The 19,807-nt window shown below is 38.7% G+C and carries 18 protein-coding genes; 8 read left to right on the top strand and 10 right to left on the bottom strand.

The window, feature by feature from the left end; all coding sequences use genetic code 11:
- Positions 1-116: 116 nt before the first annotated feature.
- Positions 117-3,608 carry a helicase-exonuclease AddAB subunit AddB gene (addB, locus tag RCG22_RS09665; RefSeq protein ID WP_308106659.1) on the top strand — a complete coding sequence of 1,164 codons (3,492 nt, stop codon included), beginning with the start codon at positions 117-119 and terminating at the stop codon, positions 3,606-3,608.
- Positions 3,605-7,393 (top strand): helicase-exonuclease AddAB subunit AddA, encoded by a 3,789-nt coding sequence (gene addA, locus RCG22_RS09660; RefSeq protein ID WP_308106658.1) that lies wholly within the window; start codon positions 3,605-3,607, stop codon positions 7,391-7,393. Before addB ends, addA begins: the two co-directional genes overlap by 4 nt.
- Before the next feature lie 48 nt (positions 7,394-7,441).
- Here addA and RCG22_RS09655 read toward each other — a convergent pair whose 3' ends face one another.
- The 6 genes from RCG22_RS09655 to RCG22_RS09630 form a co-directional block, all read right to left on the bottom strand.
- Entirely contained in the window at positions 7,442-7,660 is a 219-nt protein-coding gene (locus RCG22_RS09655; RefSeq protein WP_308106657.1) for a spore germination protein, read from the bottom strand.
- A gap of 52 nt (positions 7,661-7,712) precedes the next feature.
- A complete protein-coding gene (locus tag RCG22_RS09650) occupies positions 7,713-8,126 on the bottom strand; it encodes a spore germination protein GerPE (protein WP_308106656.1) in 414 nt (137 codons plus the stop codon).
- A gap of 5 nt (positions 8,127-8,131) precedes the next feature.
- Complete coding sequence (locus RCG22_RS09645) at positions 8,132-8,308, bottom strand: spore gernimation protein GerPD (RefSeq protein WP_098260872.1); 177 nt, start codon at positions 8,306-8,308, stop codon at positions 8,132-8,134.
- 2 nt (positions 8,309-8,310) lie between these two features.
- The gene (gerPC, locus tag RCG22_RS09640) at positions 8,311-8,919 is read right to left on the bottom strand and encodes a spore germination protein GerPC (RefSeq protein ID WP_308106655.1); all 609 of its coding nucleotides are present in this window, start codon (positions 8,917-8,919) and stop codon (positions 8,311-8,313) included.
- A gap of 73 nt (positions 8,920-8,992) precedes the next feature.
- On the bottom strand, positions 8,993-9,214 hold the full coding sequence (locus RCG22_RS09635; RefSeq protein WP_098260874.1) for a spore germination protein GerPB: 222 nt from the start codon (positions 9,212-9,214) through the stop codon (positions 8,993-8,995).
- Between the two features lie 18 nt (positions 9,215-9,232).
- Entirely contained in the window at positions 9,233-9,454 is a 222-nt protein-coding gene (locus RCG22_RS09630; protein ID WP_098261017.1) for a spore germination protein, read from the bottom strand.
- Positions 9,455-9,665: 211 nt separating this feature from the next.
- On the opposite strand from RCG22_RS09630, the gene RCG22_RS09625 reads away from it, so the two are divergent.
- The 3 genes from RCG22_RS09625 to RCG22_RS09615 all read left to right on the top strand — a co-directional run bounded on the left by RCG22_RS09625 (position 9,666) and on the right by RCG22_RS09615 (position 10,699).
- Positions 9,666-10,022 carry a YisL family protein gene (locus RCG22_RS09625; protein WP_308106654.1) on the top strand — a complete coding sequence of 119 codons (357 nt, stop codon included), beginning with the start codon at positions 9,666-9,668 and terminating at the stop codon, positions 10,020-10,022.
- A 130-nt stretch (positions 10,023-10,152) separates the two neighbouring features.
- On the top strand, positions 10,153-10,425 hold the full coding sequence (locus RCG22_RS09620; RefSeq protein WP_098260876.1) for a ubiquitin-like small modifier protein 1: 273 nt from the start codon (positions 10,153-10,155) through the stop codon (positions 10,423-10,425).
- A 1-nt stretch (position 10,426) separates the two neighbouring features.
- On the top strand, positions 10,427-10,699 hold the full coding sequence (locus RCG22_RS09615) for a MoaD-like domain-containing protein (RefSeq protein ID WP_308106653.1): 273 nt from the start codon (positions 10,427-10,429) through the stop codon (positions 10,697-10,699).
- 45 nt (positions 10,700-10,744) lie between these two features.
- Here RCG22_RS09615 and RCG22_RS09610 read toward each other — a convergent pair whose 3' ends face one another.
- Positions 10,745-12,577 (bottom strand): aldehyde ferredoxin oxidoreductase family protein, encoded by a 1,833-nt coding sequence (locus RCG22_RS09610; RefSeq protein WP_308106652.1) that lies wholly within the window; start codon positions 12,575-12,577, stop codon positions 10,745-10,747.
- A gap of 247 nt (positions 12,578-12,824) precedes the next feature.
- On the opposite strand from RCG22_RS09610, the gene RCG22_RS09605 reads away from it, so the two are divergent.
- Positions 12,825-13,853 (top strand): ThiF family adenylyltransferase, encoded by a 1,029-nt coding sequence (locus RCG22_RS09605; RefSeq protein ID WP_308106651.1) that lies wholly within the window; start codon positions 12,825-12,827, stop codon positions 13,851-13,853.
- Between the two features lie 71 nt (positions 13,854-13,924).
- Here the strand turns inward: RCG22_RS09605 and RCG22_RS09600 are convergent, their stop codons facing one another.
- Positions 13,925-14,488, bottom strand: coding sequence for a DUF2777 domain-containing protein (locus tag RCG22_RS09600; protein WP_098260880.1), 564 nt, complete (start codon positions 14,486-14,488; stop codon positions 13,925-13,927).
- Positions 14,489-14,710: 222 nt separating this feature from the next.
- Here RCG22_RS09600 and asnB point away from each other — a divergent pair, with 222 nt between their 5' ends.
- Both asnB and RCG22_RS09590 read left to right on the top strand, forming a co-directional pair.
- The gene (gene asnB / locus RCG22_RS09595) at positions 14,711-16,558 is read left to right on the top strand and encodes an asparagine synthase (glutamine-hydrolyzing) (RefSeq protein WP_308106650.1); all 1,848 of its coding nucleotides are present in this window, start codon (positions 14,711-14,713) and stop codon (positions 16,556-16,558) included.
- A gap of 116 nt (positions 16,559-16,674) precedes the next feature.
- Positions 16,675-18,186, top strand: a complete 1,512-nt coding sequence (locus RCG22_RS09590; protein ID WP_308106649.1) for an alpha-amylase family glycosyl hydrolase — start codon at positions 16,675-16,677, stop codon at positions 18,184-18,186.
- 38 nt (positions 18,187-18,224) lie between these two features.
- On the opposite strand, the gene RCG22_RS09585 is transcribed toward RCG22_RS09590, so the two are convergent.
- Positions 18,225-19,019 carry an SDR family oxidoreductase gene (locus RCG22_RS09585; protein ID WP_308106648.1) on the bottom strand — a complete coding sequence of 265 codons (795 nt, stop codon included), beginning with the start codon at positions 19,017-19,019 and terminating at the stop codon, positions 18,225-18,227.
- A gap of 191 nt (positions 19,020-19,210) precedes the next feature.
- Complete coding sequence (locus RCG22_RS09580) at positions 19,211-19,708, bottom strand: YajQ family cyclic di-GMP-binding protein (protein ID WP_098260884.1); 498 nt, start codon at positions 19,706-19,708, stop codon at positions 19,211-19,213.
- Between the last annotated feature and the right edge of the window lie 99 nt (positions 19,709-19,807).

The raw sequence follows: 19,807 nt of genomic DNA, 5'->3' as shown, positions 1-19,807 counted from the left end.
AGAATTACCATTTCTGGCTCTAATCTGTTTGATAGTAATCCAAACGTTTGTGCTTATTTTATGGTAGAATGAAAGATACAAAGTTTATGAGTGGGTGTGGAAAGCGAGGTTTTAATATGTCATTAAGAATGGTAATCGGGCGGTCAGGAAGCGGCAAAACAGCTATGTTTCTGGACGAAATAAAGAAGCGGCTTGGGGAAAATCCCGAGGGGGCACCGATTATTTATATTGTTCCGGAACAGATGACGTTTTTATCTGAATATCGCTTGGCAACGGACCCGGCAATTGGTGGAATGATTCGTGCTCAAGTCTATAGTTTTTCTCGCTTGGCATGGCGTATCTTGCAAGAAACAGGTGGAATTAGCCGAACTCATTTAAGCAGTGTCGGGATGAGTATGTTAATTCGTAAAATTATCGAAGAGCAAAAGGATCAACTAAAACTTTTTCAACGAGCTGCAGATAAGAATGGTTTTATCAAGCAGCTTGAACAAATGATAACCGAATTTAAACGTTACTGCATCAGTCCAGATGAACTAATTCAAGGTTTTTCCAAAGCAGATGGAGAAGCGACGGAGTCTAATGCTCTCAATGATAAACTTAAGGATTTAGAAATTATCTATAAAAAGTTTGAAGACGAAGTCTTTGGTAAATATATTGATTCGGAGGATTACTTTCAACTCCTGTCGGAGAAAGTGTCCTTCTCAACCTATTTAAAAAATGCAGAAATATATATTGATGGTTTTTATAGTTTTTCACCGCAGGAATATCAAGTAATGCTGGAATTGATGAAGCATTGTAAAAACGTTTCAATCGCACTGACGACAGATCAGGACTCTGTTGATTCCCCGCCGGACGAGCTCGATTTGTTCCGCTTATCTGGTGATACTAGCTATTCACTCTATGATTTAGCTAAAGCGAATGGTATTGAAATTGAGCCGATAGTCGTTCTAAAAGAACAAAAAAAATGGACTGAGCCGTCGCTGAGTCATTTTGAAGAAAACTTTGATGCACGCCCTATCAAATCTTATTTTGGTGAGACAAAAATTACAATTTGCCAAGCGGTAAACCGTCGAGCTGAGATTGAAGGGATTGCCAGAGAGATTCGCCATTTGGTCAGGACAAAAGGATACCGTTACCGGGAAATTGCATTATTAATCCGGAATGGCGGGGATTATCATGAAATTGTTGAACCGGTTTTCGACGATTATCAGATTCCCTATTTTATTGATCAAAAAAGAACCATGCTGAACCATCCGCTGATTGAGTTAATTCGCTCAAGCCTTGAAGTCATTAATTCCTTCTGGCGCTATGAACCGGTGTTTAGAGCAATTAAGACAGAACTGTTATACCCTCTCCAGGAAAATCCTGCAAAAATGCGTGAGAAAATGGACAAACTAGAAAATTATTGTTTAGCATACGGAATTAACGGAAGTAAATGGACGAAAAAGGATCGCTGGAGTTATCGACGGATTAGAGGGCTGGAATTAGAAGTAAACTCTCAAACTGATGCGGAAAGAGAAATGGAACAAGAGTTAAATGAATTAAAACTTATGGTAAGTGCACCGTTATTACGGCTATCAAGACGCTTGAAAAAGGCTGATTCCGGACGAAAACTCTGCGAAGCCATTTATTTATTACTAGAGGAATTGGATGTCCCGGCCAAGCTTGAAAAATGGAAAGCAGCTGCTGATGAACAAGGTAATCTTGTGAAAATGCGTGAGCATGAACAAGTATGGAATGCAGTAATCGATCTTCTGGACCAATATGTAGAAATACTTGGAGAAGAGCCAATCAAACTAAAGGAATTTGCTGCAGTTCTAGAGTCAGGATTTGAATCCTTACATTTTTCACTTATTCCGCCGGCTCTTGATCAGGTGTTAATTGGGGATTTAGAAAAATCAAGGCTGAATGATATGAAGGTCGTTTTCGTAGTTGGTGTCAGTGAGGGAATTTTGCCTGCGAAAATATCGGATGAAGGAATCCTCTCTGATGAAGACAGGGAAATGCTTCTTGCAACAGGTGTCAAAATTGCGCCAAGCAGCAAGACGCGTTTACTCGATGAAAATTTTCTGGCATATAAAGCTTTTACAGCACCGTCAAAATTTCTTTATGTTAGTTATCCATTGGCGAATGATGAAGGAAAAGCGTTAATTCCATCTTCGTATATTAAGAGAATAAAAGATATGTTTCCTGATGCGTTGGAGTTATTCTATGTGACAGATCCGTCACAAGTGTCGGAGCCCAGTCAACTAAGCTTTATTTCAAATTTTACGACGACGTTATCCTATCTTAATGCACAGCTTCAATGGAAAAAGAGAGGGTATCCAATTTCAGATTTATGGTGGGATGTATATAACTATTACCTTAGGAGCTCAGGAAGGGATAAAGCCCTAAAAGTGTTTTCGAGTCTTTTTTATTCAAACACAGCTGTCCAACTCTCTAAAGATACTGCAGATGAATTATATGGTGAGACCATACAAGCCAGTGTTTCGAGGATGGAGCTATATAACTCCTGTGCTTTTTCTCATTTCGCTCAGCACGGTCTTAAGCTTCGAGATCGGAAAGTTTTTCGCTTAGAGGCTCCGGATATTGGGGAACTATTTCATGCAGCATTAAAGCAGATAGCTGATATTGTTAATGAACAAAATCTTTCTTGGGCTGAGCTTTCGAGGAAGCAATGTGAAGACCTATCGAAGGAAGCAGTCAAATCGATAGCACCTAAGCTGCAAAACGAAATATTGTTAAGCTCGGAGCGCCATCATTATATTAAACGAAAATTGGAGCAAATTATTACCCGGGCATCTGTCGTGTTGAGTGAGCACGCTAAAGTAAGTGGTTTCTCACCGATTGGTTTGGAACTAGGCTTTGGACCAAATGGAAAACTGCCGCCATTATCATTTTCTCTAAAGAACGGAAAACGAATGGAATTGGCGGGCAGAATAGACAGAGTTGATCAGGCAAAAGGGGAAGACGATAGCGTCTTTTTACGGGTTATCGATTATAAATCGAGTGAAAAGGATATCAATTTTAACGAAGTATATTATGGACTTGCCCTGCAAATGTTAACCTATCTTGATATTGTCATGACCCATTCAAATCAATTGGTAGAAATGAAAGCCAGTCCTGCAGGCGTTCTCTATTTCCATGTTCATAATCCATTCATTAATACTTCTAAAATGCTGACGATAGATGAGATAGAAACGGAAATGATGAAAAAGTTTAAAATGAATGGATTAATGCTAAGTGACCAAAATGTAATTCGGCTTATGGACAAGTCACTTGAATCAGGTGATTCGCAAATTATTGCAGCTGGTATCAAAAAAGACGGGAATTTATCAAAAAGGTCCAAGGTGGCCAGTTTATCAGAATTTGACGACCTGAAAACTTATGTTCGAAAATTATACGAGAAAACAGGTAATGCCATTATTGATGGGCAAATAGACATCGCACCTTATCAATTAAAGGATAAAACGCCTTGTACGTTCTGCTCCTTTAAATCGGTCTGTCAAATCGATGAAACGATTGAAGCGAATCAATTTCGGGTTCTCACACCACACTCAAAGGATGATGTTTTGGACTTAATTAGGAAGGAGGTGCGTGAATCATGAGTAATTTCGGAATACCACCAAAGCCTGAAAATGTGACATGGACTGATGATCAGTGGAAAGCAATTATGACTAGGGATAGAGATATCTTAGTTGCTGCAGCAGCAGGTTCGGGGAAAACGGCTGTCTTAGTGGAAAGAATTATCCAAAAAATCCTTTCAAAAGAAGCCCCGATTGATGTGGATGAATTATTGGTGGTAACCTTTACGAACGCATCTGCAGCAGAAATGCGCCATCGGGTTGGAGAAGCGTTAGAAAAAGCGATAGATGAAGATCCATGGTCGCGGCATCTAAGAAAGCAACTCAGTTTATTGAATAAAGCCTCCATCTCAACACTTCATTCCTTTTGCATGGAGGTCATTCGAAAATATTATTACTTAATCGATGTTGATCCCGGGTTTCGAATTGCCGATGTTACAGAGGCACAGTTAATCCGAGATGAAGTGATGGATGAATTATTTGAAGAGGAATATGGAAAAAAGGAAAATGAGTCATTCTTCACCTTGGTTGATTCATTTACCAGTGATCGAAGTGATGCAGCATTAATGAATATTGTTCGGTCTATTTATGATTTTGCTCGGTCAAATCCTTTGCCGGACCAGTATTTGCAGTCCATCATTTCTATGTATGATGTTTCATCTATTCATAATATAGCGGACCTAACCTTTATAGAGGCACTTCTTTTTGATATTGAACTTCAATTAGGAGCTGCTAAGGAAATGATTAAGCGAGGAATGGAAGTTACAAAGCTCCCAGGCGGACCGGCCCCAAGAGCCGAAAATTTTCTGGATGACTTAACAATGATTGATACCCTTCTGCTTGCCAAGGAGGATTCTTGGGAAACACTTTATCAAGCAATGCAGAACTGGTCCTTTTCACGAGCAAAACAGGTCAAGGGTGATCACTATGATAAAGAACTTACTGAGAAAGCCCAAAAACTTCGCGATAAAGCAAAGAAAAAACTACAAGATTTAAAAGAGGAGTTATTTTCTCGAAGACCTGAAAGCTTTTTACGAGATATGGCAGAAATGCGACCGTTAATAGAAACGTTGGTTCATCTTGTGAAGGAATTTTCACGGCGATTTGAAAGGGTAAAGAGAGAAAAAGGGATCGTAGATTACGCTGATTTAGAGCATTACTGCCTGGGAATTTTGACAAAGGAAATCTCAACAGAAGGAGAATTTCTTCCATCGGAGGCAGCACTCGCTTACCAAAGGCATTTTAAAGAGGTCTATTGCGATGAATATCAAGATACAAATATGGTCCAGGAAACTATCTTAAAACTTGTAACAAAGAAAGATGAGCACAATGGTAATATGTTTATGGTTGGGGATGTTAAGCAATCCATTTACCGTTTTCGGTTAGCTGAGCCGAACCTTTTCTTAGGCAAGTATAACCGCTTTAAAGTAGACGGTGATTCTACAGGACTTCGGATTGATCTTGCACGAAATTTTCGTAGCCGAAAAGAAGTGCTCGATGCAACTAATTATTTATTTAAACATATTATGGGAATCAAAGTGGGCGAAATTGAATATGATGAGGCGGCTGAATTGCGTGCCGGTGCACCGTATCCAGAAGATGAGCCTTATCCGGTAGAACTGCTGCTTATTAATCAAAATGTTAAAGATAATGGTTCGGATGATACAGCTGAGGCAGAGACAGAGGTACAAGTTCCAGAGGAATTTGATGTTGCAGGTTTAGAACAATCCCAACTAGAAGCCCGGGTAATTGCTTTGAAAATTAAGGAACTAGTCGCAAGTGGAACACCAGTATATAATACAAAAACGAAATCCAATCGGCCACTTATGTACCGAGATACGGTAATCCTGCTTCGTTCAATGACTTGGGCGCCACAAATCATTGAAGAGTTCAAGCAGCAAGGGATACCGATTTATGCGAACCTATCGACAGGTTATTTTAATGCTACTGAAGTGGCAATCATGATTTCACTACTAAGAGTTATTGATAATCCATTCCAAGATATCCCGCTAGCAGCGGTCTTACGATCACCCATCGTTGGGTTGAACGAAGAAGAACTGTCAAAAATCCGTATTCATCAGAAGCGTGGTTCTTTTTGGGAGGCTGTTAGTTCTTTTTGTAGGAGTAAGGAGGCTCAAAATACGGCCGTATTTTACGAAAAAATTCGCCGCTTTTATGACCTTCTGACAGAGTGGCGGTCAATGGCAAGACAAGGTTCGTTGGCCGAGTTAATTTGGCAGCTTTACCGTGATACTCAATTTTATGATTTTGTTGGCGGTTTACCAGGGGGGAAGCAGCGGCAAGCTAATTTACGAGCACTCTACGACCGAGCTAGACAATACGAGCAAACCTCCTTTCGTGGACTTTTCAGGTTTCTTCGCTTTATCGAAAGAATGATTGAAAGAGGGGACGATCTAGGGGCTGCAAGGGCACTCGGTGAGCAAGAAGACGTGGTTCGGATTATGACCATCCATAGTAGTAAAGGGCTGGAATTTCCAGTTGTATTCATGGCGGGCATGGCACGAACTTTTAATATGGCCGATGTTCGTAAACCATATATGCTCGATAAAGAATACGGATTTGCATCTAAGTATGTAAACGCGGAAAAAAGAATTTCATATCCTTCCTTACCACAAATTGCTTTTAAACGAAAAAAGAAAATGGAGATGCTTGCGGAAGAAATGCGCGTGCTATATGTGGGAATGACAAGGGCGAAGGAAAAACTGTTTTTAACGGCAACTCTGAAGGATTCGCTAAAAAAATTCGACCAATGGAATGACGTTGTTTCTAACACAGAGTGGTTGTTAAAGGATTATGAACGGGCAGCGGTTACAAGCTATATTGATTGGATTGGACCAGCGCTTGTCCGCCATCACGATGCCAGTGAATTAAGGCTTGGCAGTACGGGAAATGTCCTTGTTCCAGAGGAAATTAGTAATCATTCTTCTTTATGGAAAGTTTCACAAATAAGTGCAGATGAAATAAAGAAGAAGGAAATAGATGCAGGAATGATAGAAGACCAATTTCTTGAACTGGTCCAAAAAGGGGAGCATATCCCGACCACTTCTCCATTTCTGGACGAAATCAAGACGCGCTTAGACTGGGAGTATTCCTTCCCAAATGCCGCTGTCCATCGTTCGAAGCAATCTGTTTCTGAAATGAAACGCCAAAGAGAAATGGCAGATGAACAAAGTGGGACGGACCTTGTGAAACACTTTAAAAAGTCGATTGTAAAACGTCCGAAGTTTATGCAGGAAAAACAATTAAGTCCTGCTGAACGTGGTTCGGCCATGCATATGGTCATGCAGCATGTAGATTTAACTAAATCGGTTAGTCAAGACACTCTTCAGGAACAGGTAACATGGATGCTGACCAATGAATTATTAACTCCTGAACAAGCTGAGATTATTGACACTCATTTAATTGTGCAATTCTTTCAATCAGAGTTAGGAAATCGATATTTTAACGCCAGGTCAATCAACCGAGAGGTGCCCTTTACACTTTCCATGGCTGCTCGGGATGTGTACCCTGCTTGGGAGAATGAGGAAGAATCTGTGTTTGTTCAAGGAATCATTGACTGTGTTTTTGAGGATGAAAAAGGTCTTGTTTTGGTTGATTATAAATCAGATCGAATTTCTGACCGCTATAAAGGTGGGTTTGAACAAGCGAAAACCATCCTTGAAGACCGATACAAGCTGCAAATTAATTTATATACAAGAGCAATCGAACAAATTTGGAAGAAAAAGGTCACAGAACGGTATTTATTTTTCTTTGATGGGGCCCATATTTTAAAGGTTAATAAAGATTAATCTAATAAAAAAATGACATAGACCATATGGGATGGTGTATGTCATTTTTTAATTATTCCCTGCAATTGGCTGGTCAATTACTTTAGTATCAAGTACATTGGTACCGCTTAACCCGGAATTTGATACGATAAATCCACCGGTATTAAATGCACCTGAACCAGCATTTGTCTTAGAGGCGCTCTTCGGCGAGATATACACGGTATCGCCAAACTGCACAATACCCCCACTAACGGTAACGATTTGGACTGGACCAATAATCGCCGGCATGAAAAACATCCTTTTTTGTAAACTATTTTTTCCTGTAATACAGATTATGTGTTTAATTCTGTCCCTGTTCTTCTAATTCTACTTCTTCATTATGTCTAGGAGTTGGGAGTAACTGTCGAATATGCTTAATTCTAGCCTCCATGGAAACATTCCGGCTGTTTCCAACGTGTAAAAGGGATGAAGAAGATATCCCGATAATATCAATCTTATTAACTTTAATGAGCGGGTTTGGATTTTGACGCGAGTAGGTGAAAGGTTCCGTAATTGGCAGAAAAGGAATAGGTTCAGAAAAAACTCGGTATGAGGATAAATTGCCCTCATTTCCATAAAATTCTTCGATTTCCCTTTGGACAGCAAGTGCTGTAGAAAGTCCATTTATGATACATGAATCCCCTAACTGTACCGTTGATGCAAACGAGACTATTTTAATATTTATATTATCAACACAAGAGGTCCTCTGCAGCATAATGGTCACTCCGCTGATAAAGGAACAAATGGGCCGATGATTAATGATTCCGCAGGGGTATCAAAAGTTGATGCCAACTGAATCGTTTCCGTATCGCCCACCAATACTAACGATGAACTGGCCACCCCGGTGATTTTGATGGTCTCGACAAACAACTCTCGGTTATAAACTTGGAAGTTCATTCTTAGTTCATTCCTTTCAGATTTTCAGGTAAATTGCTGAAAAAAACCATTACACCATTTTGAATTTCTTTCTTAAGTGCTTCAATAATTAATTCGTCCGAAGGTGTATTTTCAGATGAACGGCTGCTAGCGGAAATGGCGGCTAAATGATGTTCAATCCTGCTAGGAAGCTGTTTAATAATGTCTTGTTTTACAAAAGATAAATATTCATCATTTGGTTGTACGTTTAATTCCCTCTGGACAGCTTCAACTACTAGCGGTAAATCCGTTTCTAGATATCTGTAAATAGCTTCCTCGATTTTCATTGATCTCTGCATTTGGTGTTTGGGTGAAATTGGGGTAGTTAAGGATTGGTTTTGTACAGCAAAGTCCTCAATTCCGGATAATTCGGAAGGGTTTAGACCAATATTTAATGTTCCTTCAAGTGTCTCAACCTTCAATTGATCAAATTTATATTCAATTTTGTCAATATGGACGGCCTGTTTTTCATTTACTAGTTTGATATCTTCTCTCATTTTTTGGAGAGCATTCTCTAAAGTAAGAATTCTTTGCTCCTGTGCTTGAATACATCTCTGCAGCCATTGAAGATATTGGGAATAATCCTGATACATTTAATCACCTCACAATTATTTCGCCAATAGGTTCCCCAATATTATTTACTGGGGGTCGGGCTTACATCTTATCTTATTTTCGAACGGCAGCCTGTAACGGTACGGCTGGTGCCCCTAATAAAGAGCCGGAGGATTTAATTATATGTGGTGCTGGTTGTGTAAACCCGCCGGTATTATATAAATGAGCTGAAGGTTTGATAATCCCGGCACTACCGATTTGTAAGACGGAGGAATTGGTAATCCCGCCAATCTTAATAAAATTTATTTGAATGGACTGTTGAATATAGAAATTCATTTAAATATCACCCATTCATTACGCATTAAGAGCAATCCCTTGGTCGTAAACATCAGAATCACTGGTATTTGTAGAACTAACATTATTATGGAGCTGTAAGCTTTCCCCAGTGTTAAAGGAACCAGCACCTGAAAAGGTTTTTGCAGTAGAAAATGGCATAATTTTATAAACATCACCAATATGGAAAACCGAACTGCTTCCAAGTGTAATGACCTGTGCAACTCCAACAATCGCTGGCATTTTCAACACCCTTTTTTTCAAAGTATCTCCTACATCCTATGTATGGGCGATGGTTATGTGATTCAATTGCCCAAATAAATTGAAGGCTGACGTGAGCATACATTTTCATGTTTGTTACTATATTTGCCTTACTTTTCTTCGTGTTTATAGGTTGATTATGGTATGATAGGTTCGAAATAAATGAAATTACATACATTTAGGAGGAACTATTTTGATTCACGGACATATTACTGCGTGGCTTTTAGCACTAATCTTATTTGTTGTCGCCCTTTTCTTACATAAAGGTGGAAAAGAAAAAGGTGCTAAAATCATCAAAATGATTTTACGAGTATTATATTTGATTATCATTGCAACTGGTGTAGGTCTTCTTTTTTCGGTTTACAAAATTGATGTTTGGTATATTTTAAAAGCAGTTGTAGGTTTGTGGGTAATCGGATTATTTGAAATGATCCTTAGTCGTGTGGCTAATAACAGAAGAACTTCTGTATTTTGGATTCAGTTTGCCATTGCATGGTTTCTTGTTTTATATCTAGGCGGAAGACTGCCAATGTCATTTTTACACCCATAATATTAACTTAACTAAAAAAGGCTGCACGAGTACATCGGTAGCCTTTTTGTTTTGGTAAGAAATGATAAACATCGTGACAACTTGTACTTTAGGTTTTAATATTGAATTAGGTAGAGAGGAGAGGATACATATGCTCGTAAAAGTGTTTGCTAATCTCCGGCAAATATGTGGTGGGGTAACGGTAAATGTTCAGCCTGATGGTGAACGAGTAATCGATGTGCTTGATAAAATGGTTGAAATGTTTCCTCCATTAAAAGATGAGATTTTCTCAACTGAAAAGGAACTGCTTCCATTTGTTCATGTCTATGTCAATGGAAGAAATATCATTCACCTTGATGACCTTCAAACAAAAGTAGATGAAAAGGATCAATTTGCGCTTTTTCCTCCAGTTGCAGGTGGTTGATATGATAGAAAAAGATTTAGAGTTTCGCGGTATAAGGATTGACCATCTGGGCTTGTATTTTGAAGAACTTGGTGCGAAACAAATAACAGGTAGATTCCCTTATGTTTATGAAGCAGAAAGCTGGAGCGGTCAAATTTTATCAGAAAAGGAAATTTCATTTACCTCAAGTTTTAAAGTAAATACCGTCCAAGTGCGTTTTTGTGCAAACGAGGAATCTATTTTGAATGAGTTAATAAGAAATTACCGTTATAAAACAACGAGAATTGGCGGGTAAAAAAAGCTTCTGCATATTTTTTGCAGAAGCTTTTCTCATATTCTCCTATACAGTTTGTTTTACTTCTGGGTCAATAATCCCTAATTCACGAAGTTTTTCATCTGTTACAAGTCCATCTTTCCAACCGCGTACTTGATAGTACTCTTCAAGCATAATATCCATATGGCTTACATGTCCTGCACTGTTTCCAGACGCTGGTTCTTCTGTAAATCGTTTTGGAAGGAAGTCATCCTCGCGTTTATTAAATCCGGCAAGATTATTGTAATAACGTTCAAGATTATAAATTCTTTCCCCAGCCTTCATAACATCCTCAGCTGTTAATTGAATTCCAGTCATCCCACTATATTGCTCAGCATAATGCTCAGCGTTTTCGGAGAAGGAGGAGAACTTACAAATATTCATAGAATCTGAAAATGCAAGCATATCTTGGAATACTTTTAATAATTCACCTTTACCTTCTGGCTTTAAGCGGTCAGTAGGTTCAGGAATCCCAGCAATTTCACTGGCAACAGTGTATCCACGAAGGTGACAAGCACCGCGGTTACTTGTAGCATAACCAAGTCCAATTCCTTGAATGCCGCGTGGGTCATAGGCTGGGATTGACTGACCTTTAACAGACATGGACAGTTCAGGTGCACCCCAAAGTGCAGTGGCACGTGCTGGTCCTTCTGCAAGTACGCCGCCAAATCCTTCACGGAAAGCAATTTTCTTGGTTAAGTCAATCATGGAATCCGCATCGCCCCAGATTAGTTCCTCATTAATAATTCCTTTTTCGTAGGCCTCCATTGTTACAGAGAAGCAGTGACCAAGCTCAATTGTATCAAGACCATATTCATTACAGCGGTCGATCATATAGGAAATCGCTTTTGCGTCACTTAACAGACAGTTGGAACCTAGTGACCAAGCGGATTCGAATTCAATGCTTTCTACACGTGTTTTATATTTTCCATCCTTAACCTCTACTTCGATCTTACAGCCAACTGGGCAGGCATGGCAGGTGTTATTAGCTACACGTAAATTCGTGTTGTAATACTCGCCACTGTGTTTCTCTGCTTCATCCCAGTGTGTTAATTGGGAATTTTTGGTTGGGAGCGCTCCCACTTCATTGATTAAATTGGTTAAAACGTTTGTACCATAGACAGATAATCCGCCTTTATTAGGTGCTGTTAAGCCGCCATCAAGGATTGCTTTTACCGCTTTTTTATTGGCATCTTTGTAATCGGTATCTAATTTTGGCTGTGGCATATTGCCTTTTTGAGCAGCTTTGATTACGATTGCTTTTAATTTTTTATAGCCGGCAACAGCAGCGGTACCGCCACGGCCTGCAGCACGATCATGTTCATTAATAAATGCGGCAAAGCGTACGGTATTCTCACCCGCTTGACCAATTGTCATGACACTTAGGTCTTCTTCACCATGTTCGTCTTTCATTGCTTTAATGAATGCTCGTGTGCTCGTTCCCCAAAGGTTTGAAGCGTCACGAAGCTCTGCTTTCCCATCTTCAATAAATAGGTATACAGGCTTGTCACTTTTTCCGGAAAAAATAATATTATCCACGCCTGCCCACTTGAGACGAGCAGCCGTCCAGCCACCGATGTGGGAATCCGTAACCGTGCCGGTTAGCGGTGATTTGGTAACAACACAAAGGCGTCCACTCATTGAAGAACGTGATCCCGTGACTGGCCCTGTCATAATACATAGAATGTTTTCTGCAGATAATGGCTCGACTTCAGGACCGTTATCTAATACATACTTAACGCCCAGCCCACGACCGCCTATGTACTTAACTGCATCCTCTTCATTGATTCCTCTGTAATCAACAACACCATTTGTTAAGTCGACTAATACTTCCTTGTTTTTAAATCCGCCTAAATTCAAAGTTTTCCCCCACTTTCTCATATGAAAAAAATATATACTAATCTCTTATAATATTAGCTATTGATATAAGAGATTCCTCCCAAATTTATACTTTACCTCATTATTTATTATATACTTTTTCAATTATTTTTAAAATTAAATTATTTATTTCTAAAAGACAATCGGAAATAATTTGGTAAGATAAAAGTAATATAAATTTTCCGTTTGAGGAGTAAAATTCTAGTTTAACTTAGGAAAGTGGTGGATCATGAGTGATTTAGAACGTTATTCAAGACAGATTCTTTTTCAACAGGTAGGGGAGACCGGACAAATAAAATTGCAAAATAGTAAAGTAGCAATTGTCGGCGTCGGTGCGCTTGGTACAGTAATTGCAAATCACCTGGTTCGTTCCGGAGTTGGCTATATAAGGCTAATTGATAGGGATTTAGTTGAACTATCTAATTTGCAGCGGCAGACACTTTTTGATGAAGAGGATGCAAGATTACAGTTTCCAAAGGTAATTGCCGCACAAAATAGATTAAATAAAATTAATTCGACGGTTATTGTTGATGCGGTAATTGCCGATTTAAATCTAGATAATGCCGAAGAATTATTAACAGAATTTGATTGTATCGTTGATGGCACCGATAATTTTAACACACGTTTTTTAATCAATGATGTGGCTGTAAAGTACGGAATTCCTTGGATTCACGGGGCTGCGGTAAGTTCAAGAGGCATGTTTGCCTCGATTATACCCGGAATCACCCCCTGTTACAGATGCCTCTTTCCGCATGTCCCGACTGCGACTGGGGAAACCTGCGATACAGTTGGTGTATTGTCCCCATTAACGGATATTATCGGTTCCTTTCAAGCAATGGAAACAATGAAAATATTAATGGGTGAGAAAACTACACCTAATTTAGAGCAAATTGATATATGGGATTATACCTCCATGCAAATGGATATTTCTGAGGGAAGAAATCCTAATTGTCCAACATGTGTGAACCATCAATTTGATTTTTTAAATCGGTCGTCTGAACTCCAAGTAGTCTATACGACACTTTGTGGGCGAAATACAGTCCAAATTAATCCAAGAAATAAGCGTGACCTAGATGTAAAAAATCTAGCAATGCGGCTCAAGAAAAGTGGTAATGTTTCGGGAAATGACTTCTTACTCCGTTTTGCTCCTGACGAAGAAATTTCAATTGTCGTGTTTAGAGATGCACGTGTATTGGTTCATGGAACAAATGATGTGGTCAAAGCTAAAATGCTTTATTCAAAGTATATCGGGAACTAAATTGTCCGTAAAAAATGGGTGTCAGGCACCATGTGAAATTTTCACATGGTGCCTGACACCCTGTTTGCGTTTTATGAAATCATTTTTTCAATTACTAGTCGTTTTCCTGTATTTAATGTAAATTCAAATCGGTCATTCACTTTTTCAAAGTAACAAAAGTGGTGTTGGACATTACAGATTTGCTCCTGATTATCGAATACTAGAAAATTGACTCCATCCTTGCGGTTCTCATCCGATAAGAAGGATAAATGGTTATAACAATAGATGCAATCGTAAATGGAAAAGTTTAACGAGTTTAAAGTAGTAACAAATTGAAAAAAGGCATCATCATTGATTCCATCTAAAAGCCTTTCAAGTGAATACACTAAATGCTTCCTAATCCTAACTAAATCATGATTGCGGAGCATAGTGGCATCGTTTCCAATTCGTACTTTTCCTGTTTCATACAATTTACCTTTCTTCCAACGATTCATTCTGAAGACTTCTATTTCTTGCTGAAGGTAATCATCTAACATTTCCGCTTCTTCTGTTTCCTCATCAAAGAAAATCCACTGATCATTAATTTGTTCAACTGTTCCTTCCGTGTAGGCTCTTTCCTGTATATCGTAAAGTCTCATTCGTTGTTGTCGACTCATTTCTACCCTCCGTACCAGATGCTGTCATATTCTTTTTAGACATCTTCATGAAATTTTATAACTGAAAGATAAAGTATTATCTTTTTAAATCAAATAAACTGTTTGCTTGCCACATGCCCATCCGCATTTCTCTTCGGACAATTAACCATTTCCCATGGGCTGAATACTATAAAAACATGAATTCATGTACAGTAGTTCTGTTAATGAGGAGTGAGATAGGAAATGTGTGGTATTACAGGCTGGATTAATTTTAATAAACCAATTAAGAACGAAGCGGGTACACTTACAAAAATGACTAATTCATTAGCAAAAAGAGGCCCTGATGAAACCAACATCTGGTCTGAGACACATGTGGCTTTTGGCCATAAGAGACTTATTGTTGTCGACCCTGAAGGGGGAAGGCAGCCAATGTCTAAACAAAAAGACGGTTTCCATTACACCATTTGTTACAATGGGGAATTATATAACACCGAAGATATCCGCAAAGTTCTCCATACTAAAGGATATTCATTTAAAGGTCATTCTGATACAGAGGTTCTATTAACTGCCTATATAGAATGGGCGGAAGAGTGCGTAAATTATCTGAATGGGATTTATGCCTTTGCCATCTGGGATAGTAAGAAGGAACAACTTTTTATTGGACGTGACCGCTTAGGGGTAAAACCATTATTTTTTAGAGAACACGAAAAAGGCCTTTTATTTGCATCTGAAATCAAGGCTATTTTAGCCCATCCTGAGGTAAAGACGGAAATTAATCAAGAAGGTCTTGCAGAAATTTTTGGAATTGGTCCTTCTAGATCGCCTGGTTCTGGGGTGTTTAAAGGAATTAATGAGTTAAGACCTGCGCATGCTTTAACATTTTCAAAGAATGGTTTGAAAATTTGGCGCTATTGGAATGTGAAAAGTGAAGAACATAAGGATAACGTGGAGGAAACAGCTGAAAAGGTCCGTTATTTAGTCACAGACGCGGTAACAAGACAGCTTGTTTCAGATGTGCCCCTAAGTACCTTTTTGTCTGGAGGGCTGGATTCGAGCATCATTACAGCGATTGCCGCCAAAGGATTCAAGGACCAAAATAAGGGGCAGTTACACACTTATTCTATTGATTATGAAGGCAATGACAAATACTTTTCATCCAATGAATTTCAACCAGATGCGGATGGAAAATTTATTCAAATGATAACCGATAAATTTAATACAAAGCACCATAACAAAATTATTACTCAAAAGCAATTGGTCAATGATTTGGTGGAGGCTACTCATGTAAGAGACCTTCCAGGAATGGCAGATGTGGATTCATCGTTACTTTGGTTTTGTAAAGAAATCAAGCAGGACTTTGTTGTCAGTCTTTCTGGGGAATGTGCTGATGAAATTTTCGGGGGTTACCCATGGTTCCACCGCAAACAAGACTTAGAGCGGCCTGGGTTTCCATGGATGCGCTCCATATCAGAACGACATAATTTGTTGAAATCTCATTGGCAGGAAAAACTAAAATTAAATGATTACGTGATGGATAGGTATTATCAAGCGATTGCTGAAACCCCTAAGTTAGAAGGTGAAAGTCAAGAAGAAGCAAAACGGAGAGAATTATTTTATATTAATATGATTAGCTTTATGACAACATTACTTGACCGAAAAGACCGAATGAGCATGGGTGCAAGTTTAGAAGTTAGAGTTCCCTTTGCTGATCATCGCCTTGTCGAATATGTATGGAATATCCCATGGGAAATGAAAATGTATCGCGGCAGGGAAAAAGGTATTCTTAGAAAAGCCTTTGAAGGTATTTTACCTGAGGAAGTCTTGTACCGGAAAAAAAGCCCTTATCCCAAGACACATAATCCTGCCTATACCATTGCAGTTCAAAAGCTGGTGGAAAATATATTAAAAGATAAATCCTCAGCCTTGCATGAATTTTTTAATAAAGAACAGCTTGAGAGTATCGTCAAATCGGGTGGAAATTCCTTTCAGGAACCTTGGTTTGGCCAATTGATGACAGGACCACAGTTATTGGCCTATCTTGTGCAACTGCACACATGGTTTAAGGATTACAATATTAACATAGTGAATTAAGAATAAATATTGTTACATCCAAGAATTTAATATTTGGAATAAAAACTTGATTAGATTAAAATGGGTGTAGGGAAGGGGATATCCTCTTCTCTTTTTTAGAGGAGGGATATAACTATATGAAAAAAATTTCACTCATTTTAATTCTGTTATTACTTCATTCATCGCTTCCTGCCCATGCTGCGGTTGAAAAGGAAGACCGCTTGTGGCAGGATGAATCCGTTTATTCTATCATGGTCGATCGTTTCAACAATGGAGATAGAAATAATGACATGGATGTAAACGCAAAAGATCCATTAGCATATAACGGCGGGGATATTAAAGGTATTATTGATAAATTGGATTACATACATGAAATGGGATTCACCGCAATTCGCTTAACACCCATTTTTGACAATACGAAAAATGGGTACCATGGCTTTTGGGTGAATGATTTTTACAAAGTGGATGAGCATTTTGGAACTTTGAAGTCTTTTCAAACATTAGTTAAAGAAGCACATAACCGCAAGTTGAAGGTAATGATTGATTTTGTTACGAATAATGTAGCGGCAGACCATCCGTGGTTAAGTGATCCTATCAAGAAGAACTGGTTCCATAAAAAACAGTCTATCCCAGGTACAAATGAAAATCAGGCAGTACTTGAAAAGGGCTGGATTGAAGGATTACCTGACTTGAATCAGGACAACCCGGAAGTTAAAAAATATTTAATCGATGCAGCAAAATGGTGGATTGATAAAACAGATATAGATGGGATGAGTCTACCAGAAGTAAATTATGTTCCCATAAGTTTTTGGAATGATTTTTCAAATGAAGTTAAGCAAGAAAAGAAGAACTTCTTTCTAATGGGAGTAATGTCAAAAAATAATTCAACTGATTTGAAAAAGTATGAAGGTGCCGGAATAGACAGCATAGTTAATTACTCATACAGTGAAAAGTTGAGAAAAACATTTGCAGGAACAGATCAGTCTTTCCGCGAACTTTATTCAGATGGTGATAATGGTCAGAAATCCTTTTTAAGAGCTAATTTTATGGATAACGAATATACGTCAAGATTTACAAGTGACATTGTCGCAAAGAAACAATTCCCAGGCTCCCGCTGGAAAACAGCATTGGTATATTTATATACAACCCCGGGAATTCCTCTTTTTTATTATGGAACAGAGATTGCCTTAAATGGGGGAGAAATCCCGGATAACCGCGGGCAAATGAGCTTTCGGGCGGAAAAGGAACTAATTGATTATATAACCAAGCTGGGGGAATTAAGAAATACACTTCCTTCTTTAACAAGAGGGACAATGGAAATGCTTTATGATCAAAACGGGATGGCTGTTTATAAACGAGTATATAAAGATGAAACGTCCATTATTGCAATCAATAATACGGGCAAATCCCAAAGTGTTACCTTAACAAGCAGTCAGATTGAAGGTGGGAAAGAGCTGCGAGGCTTGCTTGCCGGAGACAAAATTGTTAGTAAAGATAATAAATATATGATAATTCTGGATCGGGATAATTCGGAAATATATGTGTTAGCTGAGAAAAGTGGTATCAAATTTTCATTAATCGCAAGCTTAGTCGTTGTATACCTGTTGTGTTTCATATTTCTTTATAAAATAAGGAAACGAAAAAAATAAAGTGTCGAGGGGACCTTATTAATCCCCTCGACATTTTTTTATCCATTGATAATCTCCCCGCCATTTACGTGAATCATTTGCCCGCTAACATAGGATGAGTCATCTGAAGCTAGGTAAACATAGCTCGCAGCCAATTCATAGGGTTGGCCAGCTCTACCCATTGGGGTGCTTGACCCAAAAACAGCAACTTGATCAGCCGGGAAAGTCGATGGAATGAGTGGTGTCCAAATCGGACCCGGGGCCACACCGTTCACGCGAATCCCTTGAGGTGCGAGCGACATTGCTAATGAGCGGGTAAAGGAAACCACCGCACCTTTTGTTGCTGAGTAATCTAATAATTGTTCATTCCCCTTATAAGCAGTAATCGAGGCAGTATTTATGATGGATGCACCCGGTTTTAGAAAAGGCAGGGCCATTTTCGTCATATAAAAAAAGGAGAATATATTGGTTCGGAATGTTTTTTCCAATTGATGTGAAGTAATCGATAATAAGCTTTTTTGCGGATGTTGCTCCGCAGCGTTATTGACAACGATATCTAATCTGCCAAATTCAGAATGAATCTTATTGACAGTCTCCTTACAAAAATCTTCATTGCCAACGTCGCCTGAATATAAAAGACATCTTCGACCTTCGGCTTCGATCAATTGCTTAGTTTCTTCTGCATCTTGATGCTCTTCTAAATAGACAATTGCTACGTCTGCTCCTTCTTTGGCAAAATAAATCGCAACTGATTTGCCAATCCCGCTGTCGCCTCCAGTAATAATCGCTGTTTTACCAATTAATTTTCCTCCAGGCTTATAATTAGGATCAACTGAAATGGGCAGAGGATTCATTTCACTTTCTATCCCTGGTTGGTGGTTCTGATGCTGGGGGGAAAGGTCTGCTTTTGTTGCTTTTGATTGTTACTCATTTACTAAAACCTCCAAGTGTTTACTCCCTAATAGTTTTAGATAAATAGTTCAAATTATGAAAAATAAAGATAATAAAAAAGCGGAAGGATTTTAAATCCTTCTGCCTTTTGCTTTTATCGATAATTAATAAACTGTACATCCACAGTTAAGTCAGCATCGCGAACAAGGGAGATTATTTTTTGTAAATCATCTCGGTTCTTCCCGCTCACACGGACCTGGTCATCTTGTACCTGACTTTTTACTTTGACGCCGCTGTTTTTAATAATGGTATTGATTTTTTTTGCATTTTCTTTATCAATACCTTGAACCAATTTAGCTCTTTGACGAACTGTTCCACCCGATGCCTTTTCAACTTTCCCGTAGTCAAGATTTCTAACCGGAACGCTTCGTTTCATTAATTTGCTAAATAAAACATCTTTCAGCTGGTCCATTTTATATTCATCATCTGAAATAAGAACCAGCTCTTCTTTTTCTTTATCAAGTGAGACTTCACTTTTACTGCCCTTAAAATCATAACGCGTGCCAATTTCCTTCATCGTTTGCGCAATCGCATTTGAAACTTCAGATAAATCGACTTGAGAAACAATATCAAATGAGCTATCTTTTGACATAAACAAACCTCCATTTTATAACTATATATTGAAACTAATCCTGCTATAGTTTCCCTTTATGGGTACATTATAGTAAAATATAGCAGTTGTAACAACCGC

It is taken from the genome of Neobacillus nitrireducens, from assembly GCF_030915405.1.
Lineage (GTDB): Bacteria > Bacillota > Bacilli > Bacillales > Cytobacillaceae > Neobacillus.
This window is presented reverse-complemented; position numbering and strand designations above follow the sequence as displayed.

Bases quoted from the DNA above. Each gene is read 5' to 3' on its own strand.
- addB (WP_308106659.1), top strand. From the start codon at position 117: ATGTCATTAAGAATGGTAATCGGGCGGTCAGGAAGCGGCAAAACAGCT.
- addA (WP_308106658.1), top strand. From the start codon at position 3,605: ATGAGTAATTTCGGAATACCACCAAAGCCTGAAAATGTGACATGGACT.
- RCG22_RS09655 (WP_308106657.1), bottom strand. From the start codon at position 7,660: ATGCCGGCGATTATTGGTCCAGTCCAAATCGTTACCGTTAGTGGGGGT.
- RCG22_RS09650 (WP_308106656.1), bottom strand. From the start codon at position 8,126: ATGCTGCAGAGGACCTCTTGTGTTGATAATATAAATATTAAAATAGTC.
- RCG22_RS09645 (WP_098260872.1), bottom strand. From the start codon at position 8,308: ATGAACTTCCAAGTTTATAACCGAGAGTTGTTTGTCGAGACCATCAAA.
- gerPC (WP_308106655.1), bottom strand. From the start codon at position 8,919: ATGTATCAGGATTATTCCCAATATCTTCAATGGCTGCAGAGATGTATT.
- RCG22_RS09635 (WP_098260874.1), bottom strand. From the start codon at position 9,214: ATGAATTTCTATATTCAACAGTCCATTCAAATAAATTTTATTAAGATT.
- RCG22_RS09630 (WP_098261017.1), bottom strand. From the start codon at position 9,454: ATGCCAGCGATTGTTGGAGTTGCACAGGTCATTACACTTGGAAGCAGT.
- RCG22_RS09620 (WP_098260876.1), top strand. From the start codon at position 10,153: ATGCTCGTAAAAGTGTTTGCTAATCTCCGGCAAATATGTGGTGGGGTA.
- RCG22_RS09615 (WP_308106653.1), top strand. From the start codon at position 10,427: ATGATAGAAAAAGATTTAGAGTTTCGCGGTATAAGGATTGACCATCTG.
- RCG22_RS09605 (WP_308106651.1), top strand. From the start codon at position 12,825: ATGAGTGATTTAGAACGTTATTCAAGACAGATTCTTTTTCAACAGGTA.
- RCG22_RS09600 (WP_098260880.1), bottom strand. From the start codon at position 14,488: ATGAGTCGACAACAACGAATGAGACTTTACGATATACAGGAAAGAGCC.
- asnB (WP_308106650.1), top strand. From the start codon at position 14,711: ATGTGTGGTATTACAGGCTGGATTAATTTTAATAAACCAATTAAGAAC.
- RCG22_RS09590 (WP_308106649.1), top strand. From the start codon at position 16,675: ATGAAAAAAATTTCACTCATTTTAATTCTGTTATTACTTCATTCATCG.
- RCG22_RS09585 (WP_308106648.1), bottom strand. From the start codon at position 19,019: ATGAATCCTCTGCCCATTTCAGTTGATCCTAATTATAAGCCTGGAGGA.
- RCG22_RS09580 (WP_098260884.1), bottom strand. From the start codon at position 19,708: ATGTCAAAAGATAGCTCATTTGATATTGTTTCTCAAGTCGATTTATCT.